This window comes from Halegenticoccus soli (assembly GCF_002844195.1).
Taxonomy (GTDB): domain Archaea; phylum Halobacteriota; class Halobacteria; order Halobacteriales; family Haloferacaceae; genus Halegenticoccus; species Halegenticoccus soli.
This window is the reverse complement of the sequence record NZ_PEND01000009.1, coordinates 110,435-126,362: the sequence shown is the minus strand read 5'-3', so window position 1 is coordinate 126,362 and position 15,928 is coordinate 110,435. Positions and strand designations below refer to the sequence as shown.

General features: G+C 68.6%; 12 protein-coding genes and 1 rRNA gene. 4 read left to right on the top strand and 9 right to left on the bottom strand.

Features of this window, described 5'->3' with window-relative positions; all coding sequences use genetic code 11:
- Together CNO20_RS20735 and CNO20_RS20730 are read right to left on the bottom strand one after the other, a co-directional pair.
- Positions 1-165, bottom strand: a 16S ribosomal RNA gene (locus CNO20_RS20735); the annotation flags it as partial.
- 808 nt (positions 166-973) lie between these two features.
- Positions 974-1,282: a non-histone chromosomal MC1 family protein gene (locus CNO20_RS20730; RefSeq protein WP_101298115.1), complete on the bottom strand. Its 309-nt coding sequence runs from the start codon at positions 1,280-1,282 to the stop codon at positions 974-976.
- 220 nt (positions 1,283-1,502) lie between these two features.
- Between CNO20_RS20730 and CNO20_RS20725 the strand changes: the two genes are divergently transcribed.
- Complete coding sequence (locus CNO20_RS20725; RefSeq protein WP_006055708.1) at positions 1,503-1,700, top strand: hypothetical protein; 198 nt, start codon at positions 1,503-1,505, stop codon at positions 1,698-1,700.
- A gap of 83 nt (positions 1,701-1,783) precedes the next feature.
- Entirely contained in the window at positions 1,784-2,839 is a 1,056-nt protein-coding gene (locus CNO20_RS20720) for a quinone-dependent dihydroorotate dehydrogenase (protein ID WP_101298114.1), read from the top strand.
- Positions 2,840-2,855: 16 nt separating this feature from the next.
- Here the strand turns inward: CNO20_RS20720 and CNO20_RS20715 are convergent, their stop codons facing one another.
- Complete coding sequence (locus CNO20_RS20715; protein ID WP_101298113.1) at positions 2,856-5,453, bottom strand: valine--tRNA ligase; 2,598 nt, start codon at positions 5,451-5,453, stop codon at positions 2,856-2,858.
- A gap of 519 nt (positions 5,454-5,972) precedes the next feature.
- Here CNO20_RS20715 and CNO20_RS20710 point away from each other — a divergent pair.
- Positions 5,973-6,464: an NUDIX hydrolase gene (locus CNO20_RS20710; protein ID WP_101298121.1), complete on the top strand. Its 492-nt coding sequence runs from the start codon at positions 5,973-5,975 to the stop codon at positions 6,462-6,464.
- An 8-nt stretch (positions 6,465-6,472) separates the two neighbouring features.
- Here the strand turns inward: CNO20_RS20710 and CNO20_RS20705 are convergent, their stop codons facing one another.
- Both CNO20_RS20705 and pheS read right to left on the bottom strand, forming a co-directional pair.
- Positions 6,473-8,266: a tRNA ligase subunit PheS family protein gene (locus CNO20_RS20705; RefSeq protein WP_101298112.1), complete on the bottom strand. Its 1,794-nt coding sequence runs from the start codon at positions 8,264-8,266 to the stop codon at positions 6,473-6,475.
- Positions 8,266-9,771: a phenylalanine--tRNA ligase subunit alpha gene (gene pheS / locus CNO20_RS20700; RefSeq protein WP_101298111.1), complete on the bottom strand. Its 1,506-nt coding sequence runs from the start codon at positions 9,769-9,771 to the stop codon at positions 8,266-8,268. The genes CNO20_RS20705 and pheS overlap by 1 nt, the downstream gene beginning before the upstream one ends.
- 348 nt (positions 9,772-10,119) lie before the next feature.
- Between pheS and CNO20_RS20695 the strand changes: the two genes are divergently transcribed.
- On the top strand, positions 10,120-10,911 hold the full coding sequence (locus tag CNO20_RS20695; RefSeq protein ID WP_233204270.1) for a hypothetical protein: 792 nt from the start codon (positions 10,120-10,122) through the stop codon (positions 10,909-10,911).
- Positions 10,912-10,966: 55 nt separating this feature from the next.
- On the opposite strand, the gene CNO20_RS20690 is transcribed toward CNO20_RS20695, so the two are convergent.
- The 4 genes from CNO20_RS20690 to CNO20_RS23555 form a co-directional block, all read right to left on the bottom strand.
- Positions 10,967-12,667, bottom strand: coding sequence for a tryptophan--tRNA ligase (locus CNO20_RS20690; protein WP_101298110.1), 1,701 nt, complete (start codon positions 12,665-12,667; stop codon positions 10,967-10,969).
- Between the two features lie 12 nt (positions 12,668-12,679).
- Positions 12,680-13,783 (bottom strand): tRNA-intron lyase, encoded by a 1,104-nt coding sequence (gene endA, locus CNO20_RS20685; RefSeq protein WP_101298109.1) that lies wholly within the window; start codon positions 13,781-13,783, stop codon positions 12,680-12,682.
- Between the two features lie 143 nt (positions 13,784-13,926).
- Complete coding sequence (locus tag CNO20_RS20680) at positions 13,927-14,667, bottom strand: topoisomerase DNA-binding C4 zinc finger domain-containing protein (protein WP_101298108.1); 741 nt, start codon at positions 14,665-14,667, stop codon at positions 13,927-13,929.
- A gap of 56 nt (positions 14,668-14,723) precedes the next feature.
- The gene (locus CNO20_RS23555) at positions 14,724-15,557 is read right to left on the bottom strand and encodes a hypothetical protein (protein ID WP_199174948.1); all 834 of its coding nucleotides are present in this window, start codon (positions 15,555-15,557) and stop codon (positions 14,724-14,726) included.
- Positions 15,558-15,928 lie beyond the last annotated feature (371 nt).

Sequence of the window (15,928 nt, the reverse complement as noted above, 5' to 3'; positions counted from 1 at the left end):
TGGGAACGTTATGAGGTATTAGCCTCAGTTTCCCGAGGTTATGCCTCTCCGTAGGGTAGTTTGGCCACGTGTTACGGAGCTATTCGCCACGAGTCTGAACTCGTGCAACTAGCATGGCTAAATCGGACCCCGATAGCAATGGCCTCCGGCAGGATCAACCGGAATGGTCCTGGGCTCCCGGTTGGGAGCTCAGGGGGCGTGGCGGGACTGTCGCCGTGTGTGGCGACAGGTCACCATAGCATTGCATGGTCCGTGTTCGGTGACGCGGTCGTTGGTCGACCGGGTGTCACCGAACTATCAGGGCTAACGTCAGATTCCATCTGTACGGCGGACCGCAGGGGTGGAATCCTCATGTCCTTCGGACCCTAGCGTAGCACATTCGGGGCCTTAAACCCGTCGAAGCGCGTGTCACCTCGCCCCCGACAGGGCGGAGAGGTCCGAGTGCGGGCCGAGTTGAACGGCCCGCATTCACTGTGTGTCTGCATTCAGTTCCGAGTGCCCTCGTTCACTTAAAGGCATCGGATCGATGTCGACGTTTGCTGTCGATTTCGCCGACATCGGCGTACTTCAATCCGAATGCCCTCTGACGTATAAGGGCATCGAATCGGGATTGCCGCCGGACCCGCGCGGAGGCGGCGACGGGGCAACCCCGGTCGCCGGCTTCCCCCGGCGACCGTCGCATTTCAGTCGAGGAGAGTGTCACATATAAGGCCGTCGAACCGAGTCGTCTTCGTCATGCGGTTTCATGCCCTACGCGAGCGCGCGCCGCCCGCTGCGCTCGCCGTGAGGATGTCGCGCGGCTGGAGGCCGGCCGATCATCCCGCGCTGGTCGCGTCAGGTCCGACCGGGTGTGGACCGCGCAGCCCAGGGTGACGTCCGACGGTCGAAAACCCTGTCGACATCGGCTCGTCCGCTCGCGCACACGTGCGCGCACAAAGAACAGAAGACGACCACGGACTCCCGGCGAATGAGCCTACTCGTCGAGGTGTTCGATCCCCTGCTTCGAGACGTTCGCCTCGGTGATCTCGTCCGGCATCCAGTCGGGCTTGTTGCCGGGGGCTGTTTCCCGCCAGGACCACCCCTCGTAGATATGGACCTTGTCCGTCCCTTTCTCGCGAAGGCGGAGTTCGACCCGCTCGGCCTCGTCTTCGGACTCGGCCGGTTCGAGCCGACGGGCGGCCTTCAGTGCGGCCTGACGGGGGGTGTTACCGGAGAACACGCTCGACTCGTCTCCGTCGGAGCTGCGCAGCGCGAAGTTTCGCTTACCATCTTCACGTACCATGGTTTTAGCCTCCATGGCAATCGAGCACATGGGATATTATAAATATATCGGCGAAATGAGGGCAATTCGGCGATAGACTTTTATACCTGATCGGTGCACTCGGGCGATTTTCGATCGTCGAAGACGGGCGCGGGTGCGACGGAGACGCCTCGATCGGGGCGAGTCCCGGTAAAAAACACTTATGTATTCCCTATGGCGAACCTACGGACAGACACCCGCGATGGTTCGGAAAAAGAAGCTCAGCCCGAGTGGCGCCAAGGACGAAAACGGCGAGTATCACAACGTGCACGTCAACCTCCACGAGGACGAACTCGCGGTCGCCGGCATGGAGATCGGCGACGAGGTGTTCGTGCGGGTGCGCGACGGGAAGATCATCATTCAGAAGGCTGATCCGGACGAGGTAGAACACGACTTTTAGACGTCTCGACTGACGCGGCGCCAGCGACGCGAGGAGCGGCGCGTTCGGCGGATTAATACCTCCCCGTTTGCTTGTCCCTCCCGATGGAGCTGTACGACATCGCGAAGCCCGCGCTGTTCGCGCTGCCGCCCGAAACCGCCCATCGGACGGTCCATCGGCTGCTCCGGGCGGTCCAGCGCGCGCCGGTTCGAGACGCCGTCCGCCGCCGCTACGCGATCCGCGACGATCGGTTGCGCGTCGAGGCGTTCGGCCGTTCGTTTCCGAACCCCGTCGGCGTCGCCGCCGGGTTCGACAAGAACGCCGAGGTTCCGCGTGCGCTCTCCGCGCTCGGCTTCGGCCACGTCGAGGTCGGCGGCGTGACGGCCGAACGCCAGCCCGGAAACCCCCGCCCGCGGCTGTTCCGCCTGCGCGAGGACGAGGCGCTGATCAACCGGATGGGGTTCAACAACCAGGGGGCCGACCGAATCGGCGCGCGCTTGAACGCCGAACCGCTTCCAGACGTGCCGGTCGGGATCAACATCGGCAAATCGAAGGCGACGCCGCTGTCGGAGGCCGCGGACGACTACCGCTACACGTACGAGCGCGTCGCCGACGCCGGCGACTACTTCGCCGTCAACGTCTCCAGCCCGAACACGCCCGGACTCCGATCCCTCCAGAACCGCGACTCCCTGGAGGAGATTCTCGGCGCGCTCTCGGACGCCGGCGCGGCGCCCCTGCTCGTGAAGCTCTCTCCGGATCTCCCCGAACCGGCGATCGAAGACGCCCTCGCGGTCGTCGACGCCCTCGATCTCGACGGGGTCATCGCCACGAACACGACGACGAAGCGGCCGGAGACGCTCGAGAGCCCGCAGCGGGCCGAGCGCGGCGGGCTGTCGGGGAAACCCATCGAGGAGATGGCGACGAACCTCGTCCGCTTCATCGCCGAGCGGACGGACGTCCCCGTGATCGGCGTCGGCGGCGTCTCTGACGCCGCGGGCGCGTACCGGAAGATCAGAAGCGGCGCGAGCGTCGTCCAGCTCTACACCGGACTCGTGTACGAGGGGCCGGGAATCGCCCGGGATATCAACGAAGGGATACTGGAGCTCCTGGAGCGCGACGGGTTCGAGAGCGTCGAGGACGCGGTCGGCGCGGACCTGTAGCCGAAACGGGATCGAATCAGTTCCTGACGATGACGAGCGCGCGGTCGGTCTCGATCATCTCGCCGTCGCCGGTGTAGCGGCGCTCCTCGTTCACCTCGAAGGCGTCGGCGTCGAGCTCGACGTCGGCGACCCGGAGGACGCCGTCCTCGACCGCGTAGTCCCCGGCCTCGATGCCGGCTTCGATCTCCGGAACCCTGCTCCCGTACTGCGGCCCGACGACGGAGTAATCGAGGTCGATTCCGGTGATCACGGACTCGACCTCCGGCTCCTCGTCGAGCGTCTCCAGCGTCTCGACGTGCATCACGCGGCGGATGTCCTCCTCGAAGCCGTCGACCGAGCCGTACACCCGGACCTCGTCGAGGGTCGCGTTCAGCGAGAGCTGGTGGTCGGTCTTGTACTTGCGCAGCGCGCCGACGACGCTCATCGCGGTTTCGCCCGCCTCGAAGTCGGCCTCGACGCCGAGGGGTTCGGGCCAGGGCTCGTTGTGGACGCTCCCGTCGCCGTACATGTCGCGCCAGATCTCCTCCGCGATGTGCGCGAGGAACGGCGCGAACAGCCTGAGGAACCGCTCGTGGGCCGTCCGGATCGTGTACGCCGCCGAGACGTCGCCGCCCTCCCCGAGGCGCTGCTTTGCGATCTCCAGGTAGTCGTCGCAGAACGTGTGCCAGAAGAAGCTCCGGAGGCGGTCGCGCGCCTTCGAGAACTCGCGGTTCTCGAACTTCTCGGTGATGTACTCGATCTCGGCGTCCTGCTCGGCGAGCAGCCAGCTGTCGATCGCCTTCAGGTCGGGGCGGTCGGGCGTCTCGTCGGCGAGGCTCTCGACGAGCTTCGAGGCGTTCCACAGCTTCCGGAGCAGCTTCTCGCCGGCCCGCAGCCCCTTCTCCTTGTACGGCAGGTCGTCGCCGACGGCGCTGCCGGCTGCCCAGTAGCGTGCGGCGTCGACCGGGAACTTTTCGAGCACCTCGTCGGGCGAGACGATGTTCCCGAGCGACTTCGACATCTTCACCCGGTTCTCGTCGAGCACCATCCCGTTGATCATCACCGAGTCGAACGGCACCTCGCCGGTGTGCTCGTAGCACTTGACGACCGTGTGGAACAGCCAGAAGGAGATGATGTCGTGGCCCTGCGGCCGCATGTCGAACGGGTACAGCTCCGGCCGTTCCATCTCGAACTTCCCGGATTCCCCGTTCCAGTCCCAGCCGGCGTTGATGAGCGGCGTGAGCGAGGAGGTGGCCCACGTGTCGAACACGTCGTCCTCCGGGACGAACTCGTCGTGGCCGCAGTCGGGGCACGCGCCGACCGGCGGGTCGTCGACGAGGGGATCGACCGGGAGCTGCTCGCGGTCGGCGAGGATCTCGCGGTCGCACTCGGCGCAGTACCACACCGGGAACGGGATGCCGGACGAGCGCTGCCGCGAGATGGACCAGTCCCACTGGAGGCCCTCGATCCAGTTTTTGTACCGGGTGAACATCTTCTCGGGGTACCAGTCCATCTGCCGGCCCGCCTCCAGGTACTCCTCCCTCTTGTCGAGGAGCTTGACGTACCACTGCTCGGCGACGAGGAACTCGACGGGCGTCCCGCAGCGCTCGTGCACGTTCACGGTGTGGGTGATGCTCCGTCGGTCGAGCAGGTATCCCGCCTCGTCGAGGTCGGCCACGATGCGCTCGCGCGCCTCCTCAGACGAGAGGCCGGCGTACTCGTCCGCCTCCTCGGTCATCGTGCCCGACTCGTCGATGGCGATCCGGAGCGGGAGGTCGTGCGCCTGGTACCACTCGATGTCGGTCTGGTCGCCGAACGTACAGCACATCACGAGGCCCGAACCGGTCTCCACGTCGACGCGCTCGTCCTTCAGGATCGGGACGCGCTGGCCGAACAGCGGCACCTCGGCCTCCTCGCCGACGAGGTGCTGGTTGGCCTCGTCGTCCGGGTGGACGAAGACGGCGACGCAGGCCGACAGGAGCTCGGGCCGCGTGGTGGAGATGACGAACGCCTCCCCGTCGTCCGCGACCGAGAACTCGATGTCGTGGAAGTGCGAGGGACGCTCGTCGTCCTCGGTCTCCACCTGCGAGATGGCGGTCTCGCACTCCGGACACCAGATGGTCGGCGCGCGCTGGCGGTACTCGCGGCCCCGGTCGTACAGGTCGATAAAGGAGAGCTGGGAGATCCGCTGGACGCGCGGCTCGATGGTCTGGTAGGTGTAGTCCCAGTCGATGGAGACGCCGAGCGCCTGCATCTTCTCGTTGAACTCCGCCTCGTACTCCGCGGTGACCTCGCGGCACATCTCCTGGAACTCGTGGCGCGGGAAGTCCTGGTGTTCGACGCCGAGTTCGTCCTCGGTCAGCCGCTCGGAGGCGATGCCGTTGTCGTCGTAGCCGAACGGGAAGAACACGTCCCTGCCGCGCATCCGGCTGAATCGGGCCACGAAGTCCTGCAGCGTGAAGCCGTAGACGTGACCCCAGTGGAGGCTCCCGGATACCGTCGGCGGCGGCGAGTCGATCGAGAAGACGGTGTTCGGGTCCACCGCCCCCTCGTGGTAGGCGTAGGTGTCCTCCTCCACCCACCGGTCTTGCCACTTGGCCTCGACGGTCTCCGGGTCGTATTCTCCACTGGGCATTCTCGGAGTGAACCTACCGCGTCGGGTGCTGTTAAACAACTCGGTTGTCCGGCCGTGCGTCGCACGCGGGGCGGAATCTGCTCGACGTCCCTCGCCGGCGGTTGGCGCGTCGCGGTTCGCCGGCGATGGGTGGTTCGTCGGCAGCGGTGGTGCGCCGACGGCTTCCGGCGCGCGCTGTCGGCCCGGCGGGGCCGACCGCGGCGTGCGAGGGAGGCGGGCGCGTTCGTGCGCCCGCCGAGGCTGGGGAGGGCCGAGGCGTGCGGTCGGGCGGGACTGAAAGGGGGCCGGTTCTCGGCGAAGCCCGGTGACGCAAGCACCGCAGCCGAGCGACCGGAGGGAGCGAGGCGAGGAGCGCAGCGAACCGCGCGAGCCGAGAGACCGCGGGCTTTCGAGGTGAGCGTCACGAACGCGGCGATTTGCGGTGATTTCGAGCCGCGAATCGCGGTCGCGGGTGAGCGCCACGGACACAATTACCATCGGCTCGAAACGCATTTCGAGAAACGGAAACGAAATCGACACGTGCCCCGAGAGATAGCTCCCGACGCGCCACGCGAACGGCAGACGCTCCGGCTCTCCGAATCGAAGCTGAACTCCCTTCGGGAGTGGGCAACCGACGGTACCGGACTCACCGTCGCCGCCCGCGTTCGAGATTCCGACGGACGGATCGCGCTCGTCCGGAACGGCTGGTCGGACGGCTGGATCCTGCCCGGAGGTGCGGTCGAACCCGGCGAGGATCCGGTCGAAGCCGTGCGGCGAGAAGTACGCGAGGAGACGGCGTTGGACGCGGTCGTGGACGAACCGATCGTCGTTTTCGAGCAGTCGTTCGTCGCGGAGCGCGACGGAACGGAGCGGTTCTCGGCGCGATACGTCGTCTATTCGGCTCGCGCGGAAGGCGAAATCCCCGACGCCTCGCGGCTGGGTGTGACTGAGGAGGAGATCTCGGCGGCGCGGTGGTTCGAGACGGTACCCGAGGACCTCCACGACGGCGATCTCCTCCGACGGTACCTGTAGCGCGGCGTTCAGGCCAACGCGTCCAGCCGGAACTCGAACGCCGCGACCGGCAGCTCCAGGTCGTGCTCGACGAGCACCTCGGGGTGCAGCTCGCCGATCACGCCGACCTCCTCGCCGTCGACGACGACCGCCGCCGCCCGTCCCGGAATGAACGAGGGGTGCTCCGTCGGGGGCGTCTGCAGCGCCGCCCCGAAGTCGCCGCAGAGCGCCTGGAGCCGGGCCTTCGCGTCCTCGTAGGTCGCGTCGTGGCGCGCGAGCACCGCCGCGACGGTGCGGTGCTCCGCGACGTTCGTGTTCTTCTCGGGGTCGTACTCGGCGGCCAGACCGATCTCCGCGAGATCCTGCGGGTACGCCCGGTGGGTGTTGTTCTCCAGCACCATCGCGAGCGAGGGGAGCGCCCACGTCCGGAGCATCGTGTAGTCCTCGCTGTACGGCTCCGTGATCGTCGCCGGCTCGCCGCCGCCCACGACCGCCTCGCCGGGCTCGATCCGCATCCGCCGGTAGTTCTCGTCCTCGCTGATCATGTGGAAGTTCAGGAGGTCCTCGAAGCCGAGGCCGACGAGGCTCGTCCGGACGGCGTCCTCCAGCCGCGACCGCTCGTGGCGGCCGCCGACGGTCCCCACGTCCGGGTAGCGCGGGGCGAGCTCGTTGAAGCCGTACGCCCGTCCCACGTCGTCCACCAGGTCGAGCGGGTGGAGCACGTCCACGCGGTACGGCGGAACCGACACCTCGTAGGTGACGCCCGCGTCCGCCACCCCGGCCTCCGCTTCCTCGATCTCCGCGCCGCCAGTCGCCTCAGCCGCTGTGCCGCCCATCCCCTCGGTGCCCGCCTCCGCGTCGGCACCGAGCCCCGAGCGCTCGAACAGGTCCACGACCTCGTCGACCGAGAGGTCGACGCCGAGCATCCCCTCGATGCGGTCGTGCGAGACGCGCTTCGTGTCGACCTCGAAGTCGGGACGGACGAACGTCTCGTCCGGGTAGTCGACCTCGACCTCCTCGATGGTGGCTCCGCGGGCGTCCAGGGCGTAGCAGATGATGTTGCACATCCGGTCGATCGTCCACTGGTCGGTCCCCGTGAGCTCGATGAACAGGTCCCGGGAGTCCGCCGTCACCTCCGTCCGGCGGCCGTTGATGACCGGCGGGAACGAAAAGAGGCCGAGCTCGTCGTAGATGGCCGGGTACGCCTCGTAGTCCTCGACGATGTGGCGGTACGTCGCGCCCGTCGGGTGCTCCTCCAGCACCTCGCCGGGCGTGAGTTCGGCGTCCGAGTCCAGCGGGACGAACCGATCGCCGTCGGGCGCGATTCCGCGGTACGTCACCGAGTTGTCGCCCTTCCCCTCGTCCGTGAGCACCTCGCCCTTCAGCATCGTCAGGTCGTGGATGCCGATCGCGCCCTTCGCGCGCTTTCGGCCCATCGTCGCGTGCAGCTTCTCCTGGAGCTGGATCAGCGAGTCCAGCGCCTCCTCGGAGAGGTTGACGCCGCGGGCGATCGCGCCGGTCACGCAGGGCCGTTCGGCGGGGACGCTCTCGTCCACCTCGATGGTCCAGTCGGGATCGTTCGTCTTCGGGACGTACACCCCCCGGTCGTCGCCGTACTGGTACCGGAGCGACCGCGCGACGCCCTCGACCGAGAGCCGGTCCAGGCGGTCGGGGCCGAACTCCAGCTGCATCTCCCCGTCTTCGGTCTCGCCCTCGTATTCGAGGCCGAGCGCGAACAGGTCCTCCTCGAACTCGTCGTCCGTCTTCTCCTCGTGGCCGGTCAACCGGCGAAGCTCGTCCGGGTCGACGTCTACGACCGGCATCAGCGGATCACCTCCGTCTCGCGGAGCAGTTCGAGATCCGCGAGCGTCCCGTGCACGTCGCGGATGTCCTCGAAGCCGTACATCAGCATCAGCAGGCGTTCGAGCGCGAGCCCCCACGCCATCACGTCGCAGTCGATGCCGAGGGGTCTGAGCACCTCCTCGCGGAACATCCCGCTGTTGCCGATCTCGATAAGCTCGCCCGTCTCGGGGTGGCGGCCGAATAGCTCGAACGAGGGCTCGGTGTACGGGTTGTAGTGCGGCTTGAACCGGAGGTCGGTGATGCCGAACTGACGGTAGAACTCCTCGAACGTCCCCATCAGGTCGCGGACCGACAGGTCCTCGGCCATCACCCACCCCTCGATCTGGAAGAACTCCAGCAGGTGGGTCGGGTCGAGCGTGTCGTTGCGGTACACCTTCTCGACGCTGAAGTACCGCTGCGGGGGCTCCAGCTCGCCGACCGCGTGGCCCGAGAGGTAGCGCATCGACAGCGACGTCGTGTGGCCGCGCAGCGCGACGGCCCTGGCGAAGTCCTCGGACCACGGCGAGTGGTAGCCGTCGCCGTCGTCGCCGACGCCCTCCAGGTGCGCCGTCCGCACGCGCTCGACGAGCGCCTCGGGGAGGTCGTGGATCGGCGGCACCTCCAGGGCGAAGCGGTCCCAGTGGGTGCGCGCCGGGTGATCCTGCGGCATGAACAGGCAGTCGTTGATCCAGAAGTCCGCGTCGGCGTGCGGCCCCGCCATCTCTTTGAATCCCATGCCGACGAGCACGTCCTTCACGCGGTCGGCGGTCTGGCGGAGGATGTGGACCTTGCCGCCCCGGTACTCCGCGGCGTCGGCCTCGACGTTGTACTCGGTGAACTCGACGTCGCGCCACTCGCCGCTCGTCAGCAGCTCGGGCGTCAGCCGGTCGACGGTCTCGGCGGCCTCGATCCCCTCCATGAGCGCCGTGACGCCCTCGTCGGTGAGCGTCACGGAGCGAACGGTTCGCTCGCTGCGCTCGACGAGCCCCCGGCTGTCGAGCCGTTCGAGGACCGTCGCGTCGGTCACTTCTTCACCCTCCGCGACGGCCGAGAGCGCGGCCGCCTCGGCGTCCTCATCGGGGTCCGCGTCGGGGTCCGCCGTGATCTCGCCGCTCTCGATCCGCCCGTACCCCTTCCGGGCGTAGTTCGACAGCGCGATGTTCACCTGCGGTCCGTCCAGGCCGGACGCGCCGATCACGCGCCCCATCTGAACGGGCTCCTCGTCGGCCCCCGCCCCGACCGCCGCGCGGTAGAGCCGGATCTCGGGGAGCCCCTCCTCGGCGTAGGTCCGGCCTTCGTCCGTGAGGTCGACGCTCGATTCGGTCCGCTCTTCGACCGCGACCAGCCCCTCGTCGCGGAGGTCGAAGACGGCCCCCGTCACCGTCTCCGGTTTCCGGCCGGTCTCCTCGGCGAGTCGTTCGATGGTCTGTGCCTCCGTCGCGCTCGCGGTTTCTAACACCGCGGCCTGTGATTGTGGGAGTCGCATTCGTCGTCCTCGGTCTCTTTTGTCCGGATTGCTCGCGGCCGTCAGTTAGCCGTTCCGGGATGGGTCCGCCGTCCGCCGCGTCCGCGAGGGGGATCGCGGGGCCCGTCCCGCGCCGAGTCGACCGGTTTCGCCCCGCCGCCGCGGCGGGGGTCCGCCGGCCGATCAGGCGCCGAAAAAGAAGCCGAACCCGATGGCGGCCGGTTCGCGGGCGATCGTCGCAACGTCGGGTTCGGACGTCATGAACGGTTGATCGCGGTCCCCGGAGAAAAGCGTTCTGATGGGTGCCAACGCTCGACAGCCCCGAGAACGGCCTCCAGGCTCTTGTCCGAGGCCGTGCAACCGACACGCATGAGCCGCGCTTCGGTCGTCGCCGCGGTCGCCGAATCGGGCGTTCAGTTCGGGGAACCGTCGACGCTGCTCGTCCCGGTGCTCGCACTCGGGTTGGCCGCCGTTCACGTCTTCGGCGGTCGGCTCCGCTTTCTGGACGTGATTCCGCGGAGCCGCTGGCTCTCCTTCGCGGGCGGCGCGTCGGTCGCGTACGTCTTCGTCCACATCCTCCCGGAGGTCGAACACGCCGCGCGGACGTTCGAGCGGACGGTGCGGGAGGCGACGGGGGTGGCGCTCTTCGTCGAGTACCACGTCTACCTCATCGCGCTCGTCGGGTTCGTCGCCTTCTACGGCCTCGAGCGCCTCGCCAAGGATCCGAAAGACGGGCGGGCGAGAAACGGCGGGGAGGGCACGAGCGTCTTCTGGGTGCACGTCGGATCGTTCGCCGTCTACAACGGCCTCATCGGCTACCTGCTGGTCCACCGCGAGGACCCCGGCGTGACCGGGCTGCTCCTGTTCTTCGCGGCGATGGCGCTGCACTTCTTCGTGAACGACTACGGGCTCCGGGAGCACCACGGCGACGTCTACCACCGACGCGGACGGTGGGTGCTCGCCGCGGCCGTCGTCGGCGGGACGGCGGTCGGGTTGCTCGTCGAGGTGAGCGAGCTGGCCGTGGCCGCCCTGTTTTCGTTCCTCGCCGGGAGCGTCATCCTCAACGTCATCAAAGAGGAGCTCCCGGAGGAGCGACAGAGCCGCTTCTGGGCGTTCGCCCTCGGGGCGGGGTTGTACGCGGCCGTCCTCGTCCTACTGTGACCGAGGCTCGGCCGGATCACCCTCTCAGCGGTCGTCACGATCGACGGCCCGGGACTCAGTCCTCGCTCGTCACACCCCTTCGGTTCGAGTGGAGATCGACGTCCAGTTCGGCGAGGACCTCCTCGGCTTCCGCGCGCTTTTCCCGGTGCTCTTCGAGGAACTCCCGCATCAGCCGGGCCGCCTGCTCCTTGCAGTCGCCGCAGAGCCGCTCGCCGCCGACGCACTCGTCGTACACCGTCTTCGCGAACTCGTCGTCGTCCCCGGCGAGCAGGTAGGCGTACAGCTCGTAGACGGGGCACTTGTCGGCCTCGCCGCCGAGTTCGCGCTGGAGTTCGGCCGTCTCGCGGCCGCCGGTCGTCGCCGACTTCACCTTGTCGTAGCCGTCCTCGGGGTCGTCGAGCAGGCTGATGTGGCTCGCCGGAACCGACGACGACATCTTCCCGCCCGTGAGGCCGGTCATGAACCGGTGGTAGACGGACGAGGGCGGGACGAAGCCGTAGCCGCCGTGTTCGATCTCGATTCCGCGAGCGAGCTCCTCCGCCTCCTCCCGCGAGAGGGCGAACGTGTCGACGTGCGCCTCGAAGACGCGCTTTTCCCCCTCGACGGCCTCGATGAGCGCCTCGAACGCCTCCTCGGTGGCGTTGCGGTCGAGAAACCGGACGCGGGGTCGGAGCGGTTCCTTGCCGGCCGCGCGGAGCTTCTCGATCGCGGCCTCGACGGCCGCCTGCGAGACGTCGACGCCGAGGCGCGCCCGGTCGAACTCGCCCGATTCGAGCCAGTCGGCGGCGTCCTCGCAGCGCACGGGCTCGCCTCCCGTCGTCCCGTCCTCGTCTCCGTTCTCCGCTTCGTCCCCCTCCCCATCGGACGCCGCCGGCGCGTCGGCCGACAGCGCCGCGTACGCCTCGCCGATCACGTCGCGTTCGAGCGCGTCCGCCTCGAAGCTCGCGTACGCCTCCGTCACCTTGAAAAAGCGCGTTCGAGCGGCGAGGTCCCGCGCCAGGCGGACGTGGGGGTCCTGGTCCGGCCCGACCGGGATCACCGTCGGCTTCGGCCCGTCGAGCTGCGGGTAGAGGATGTCGGCCATCTGCGTGACGACGCTCTGCATGTGCGAGACGGACGTCTCGCCGTCGAAGCCGTAGATCGCCTCGAACTCGGAGAAGCGGGCCTTCGAGCCGAGTTCGAACGCGAGGTCCTGCAGCTCGCGGTTGTCGGACTGCCGGTAGAGGGTCCCCTCCTCGGCGTCGAACCCCAGCGCGAGGAGGCTCAGGAGGTAATCGCGGGCGTGCTCGTCGATCTCCTCCCAGGAGAGACCGCGGGCGCTGTGCGCTTCGAGGTCGGCGATGAGGCCGTAGGCGTCCGCGCCCCGCTCCTGGTGCCAGATGATCTCGTCGAAGACGAGCTTGTGACCGATGTGGGGGTCGCCCGTCGGCATGAACCCCGAGAGGACGGCGCAGTCGTCGCCCTCGCGCATCGCGTCGACGACCGGACGGTAGTCCCGGTGGCCGAAGATGACCCCGCGGCGCATCAGGTAGTGGGGGTTCGGCACCTCCGGGAGCACCTCGTCGAACTCCTCGATGCCGAACTCCTCGAACAGCTTCCGGTAGTCCGAGACGGTCGAAGAACCCCACGGGTCGAGGGCAACCGAGTCCGCGCCCGCGGTCGCCTCGCCTCCGTCGGTTCGCGCCGTGCGCTCGGTGCTCTCGAGGCCGTCGGCGTCGGTTCGTTCGTCCGCTCGTGGGTCGGTGTCTCGTGTCATGTCGGTGTCTCGTTACGGGGTCAATCGGGCGACCGAAATCCAGTCTATGCCTCCGTTGGCGTCGGTCAGCGCAAAAACCATTCGCTTCCTGACCCCGCCGGCGAGTCTGACGTCCAGCGCGAGGTCGCGCGGCGCGAACTCGTGATCGGGCGTCACGACCCGGATGAGGCACTCGGAGTGACCCAGGTTCTCGACCGACTCGACCTCGGCGTAGGTGCGGAAGTCCGCGCCGAACTTGAACCCCGTTTTCGGGACGACCCGCCGCTCGCGGAGCGCCCGATAGACGCGCAGGCGGCGGTCGAACCGCTCGCCCTCGACGGCGCGGCCGCGGGCGACGACGGCGTCGAAACCGCCGTCACCGTCCTCACCATCGGCGATGTCGCCGTCATCGCCTCCGCCGTCGTCGTCGCCGTCTCCGATCGTCAGGACCCCCTGCGCGGCGAGCGCCGCCGCTTCGACCAGCGACAACTGAAGCGCATCGTCGATGGTGCCGGTTCGGGCGGAGAACGGCTGCCCGTAGAAGCCGCGCTCGTAGAGGTCGTCCGGCGCGTCCCAGCAGATCGCCCGATCGTCGAGGAGTTCCGCCTCGAGCGACTCCGGCGGATCGTAGTCCGTCCGTCCCTCGAACTCGTACCGGTCGACGTCGAGGTACGTGATCTCGCTCTCCTCGTCGACGACGGCGAGCACGTTCCTGGGGAGATCGGCGGCGGCCACCGACCGGCGCTCGCCGACGATCCGAACCCGGTACTCGGCGACGCCGTCGTACGGTCCCTTGCCGCGCGGATAGACGACGTAGTCGTAATCCGGGTCGCCCTGTACGCCGGGCCACCCCTCGCGAGCCGGCGACAGGTAAAATCCGCGCTCGCGGAGGTCGACGTAGACGAGAAAGCGGAGCGCGAACCGCTCGCGCTCCGCGGTCGCGGAGACGAAGAACTCGCGGAATCCGCGCCCGTCGACCGCGTCGAGGTCGCCGCGGAAGAGGAGGTGCGCCGCCTCCACGCGGGAGAGCTCGATCTCGTTCCCGCCCGCGGGGCGACCGTACCCCCGCGAGTCGTGGAACCGCTGTCGGGCGTCGCCCCCCACGCGAACGACGTCTCCCCGAAGGTATCCGTCCATGAGTGATGAGCGGGGCGGGGTCGACATAGGGACTGCGGTACGGCGACGCGAATCGACAGCAGGCGGCGCGGTAGGTCGACGTCGCGGTCCGCCGGCACAGCGATCCGTCGGTGCGGCGGTCCGCCCGCGCGGCGGCCCTCCCGTCATCCCTCGAACCGTTGACACGCGCCGTCGAGGCAGCGCCGACCGGCCGCGGTCTCGAACGCGGGCAGACCGCACGCGCACTCGCCGGCGACGACGCCGGACGGGAGCGAAAACGCCGTCTCGCAGTCGGGGTACGCGTCGCACCCGGCCAGGAGGCGGCCGCGAGCGCGGATGATCCGGAGATCCTCGCCGCAGTCCGGGCAGGACCACGCGCGGTCGAACCGCTCTCGGACCGCCTCGTCGAGCGGGTCGCAGGCGTAGTCGACGCAGACTTCGAAGGTCGCCCCCCGGTCGACGCGCATCAGCGGCAGGCCGCACGACTCGCAGGCATCTTCGAGCACCGTCGCGCCCGCGGGGAGGCCGTAGCGGTCGCCGCAGCCGAGGCAGGCCACGTCGCCGCCGGTCCGGACGAGCGCGCCGCGGCAGTCGGGACACCGGCCGACGGGGACGCCGGCCTCCGACACCGGGTAGTCGGCGCGGCCGGCCGACTCGTGCGAGACGACCCGCAGCGTCTGGTCGCCCGCCCGCGCGGTGATTCCGAACCCCTCACCCGCGGTCTCGACGGTGACCGTGTCGGGCCGGGTGAGCCACGCGACCGGCTGGTAGCCGTCGGCGTCGTGGACCAGTACCGTCTTGTCGGGCTTCACGACGACGACCACTGAGCCTCGCTGCGTCCGTTCGCGCGAGCCCTCGAAGGTGGTCGTACACTCGCCCGCGAAGACGCTCATCGTGTCGCTCATGGGACGCGCTGGTCCCGTCATCGTACCTAAACGTTCGGCGGCGCGCGACCGCGAGGTCAGGGTCGCCGCGTCCCGACGGCGATGAGCGCCGCCAGGAGACCGCCGAACAGCAGCGGCAGGATCAGCGCGGCGACGCCGAGGTCGTTCCGTTCGGCGCCCGTGGGCGTGACCGTGTCCGACCCGACCGAGTCCTCACCGCCGACCGCGCCCGACTGCGGCGCGTCCGTCGCCGTCGGCGTGGGAGTCGGTGAGGGGGTCGGCGTCGGTGTGGGTGTCGGAGTGGGCGTGGGGGTCGGCGTCGAAGTCGGTGTCGGCGTTTGTTGCGGTTGCTGGGGTTGCTGTGGTTGCGGTTGCTGTGTCGGCTGCTGGGGTTGCTGGGGTTGCTGGGGTTGCTGAGGTTGCTGCGGTTGCTGAGGTTGCTGGGGTTGCTGCGTCGGGGACGGAGTCGGCGTTGGTTGCGGCTGCTGCGTCGGTTGCTGCGGCGGCTGGGTCGGTTGCTGTGGTTGCGGTTGCTGCGTCGGCTGCTGCGGTTGTTCTGGCGATTGCGGTTGCTGCGGTTGCTGGGGTCGTTGAGTCCGTTGCGGCTGCTGGGGCTGCTGCGGTTGCTGCGTCGGCTGCTGCTGTTGCCTCGCCGGTTGCGCCTGCTGGGAAGGGTTCGCGTTCGCGCCCCGGGTCGCGTTCGAGGCGTTCGGCTGCGACTGCTGGAACGCCGCGGCGTCCGACGGCGGCCCGTCGACCTCGACGGACGGGTCGACGGGCTCGGCCGGAGTCGAGCGCCCGTCGAGACCGTCGTCTCCGTGGGAATCGGCCGCGACGGCCGCGGGAGCGACCGCCAGCGCGACGCAGAGCAGTGCGATCGAAAGGACCGTGGGGGAGCGTGTGGGTGTCATTGCTGTGAGGCGGTGTGACCGCATCGCCGGGGGCGGCGAAGGCCACCGTCGAGGGGCCGGCCTCGGCGGTCGAGCGTGCTCGACGGTCGGTCGAGAGTCCACGTTGTTCTCTTCGCTCTTGACTTATTGTTATGGTGTGATGAATATGATATAACTCTGTAAAGTATGAACGAGTGACGTCGTCGCGGCCCGAGACGACCGCGTTTCGGCCGCGGCTCGCGGCCGGAACCGTCGGTCGCGCGGTAGGCGTCGATTAGCCGCCGGACGCGACGTCGGAAGCGCTCCGATCGGGTGTGGGGTTCGACCGGATCCGGCGTCGGACCGGCCGAAACGGCCTGAACACCTTTACCGTTCATCCTCCAAGAGGCGGC

Bases quoted from the DNA above. Each gene is read 5' to 3' on its own strand.
- CNO20_RS20730 (WP_101298115.1), bottom strand. From the start codon at position 1,282: ATGGTACGTGAAGATGGTAAGCGAAACTTCGCGCTGCGCAGCTCCGAC.
- CNO20_RS20725 (WP_006055708.1), top strand. From the start codon at position 1,503: ATGGTTCGGAAAAAGAAGCTCAGCCCGAGTGGCGCCAAGGACGAAAAC.
- CNO20_RS20720 (WP_101298114.1), top strand. From the start codon at position 1,784: ATGGAGCTGTACGACATCGCGAAGCCCGCGCTGTTCGCGCTGCCGCCC.
- CNO20_RS20715 (WP_101298113.1), bottom strand. From the start codon at position 5,453: ATGCCCAGTGGAGAATACGACCCGGAGACCGTCGAGGCCAAGTGGCAA.
- CNO20_RS20705 (WP_101298112.1), bottom strand. From the start codon at position 8,266: ATGCCGGTCGTAGACGTCGACCCGGACGAGCTTCGCCGGTTGACCGGC.
- pheS (WP_101298111.1), bottom strand. From the start codon at position 9,771: ATGCGACTCCCACAATCACAGGCCGCGGTGTTAGAAACCGCGAGCGCG.
- CNO20_RS20695 (WP_233204270.1), top strand. From the start codon at position 10,120: ATGAGCCGCGCTTCGGTCGTCGCCGCGGTCGCCGAATCGGGCGTTCAG.
- CNO20_RS20690 (WP_101298110.1), bottom strand. From the start codon at position 12,667: ATGACACGAGACACCGACCCACGAGCGGACGAACGAACCGACGCCGAC.
- endA (WP_101298109.1), bottom strand. From the start codon at position 13,783: ATGGACGGATACCTTCGGGGAGACGTCGTTCGCGTGGGGGGCGACGCC.
- CNO20_RS20680 (WP_101298108.1), bottom strand. From the start codon at position 14,667: ATGAGCGACACGATGAGCGTCTTCGCGGGCGAGTGTACGACCACCTTC.
- CNO20_RS23555 (WP_199174948.1), bottom strand. From the start codon at position 15,557: ATGACACCCACACGCTCCCCCACGGTCCTTTCGATCGCACTGCTCTGC.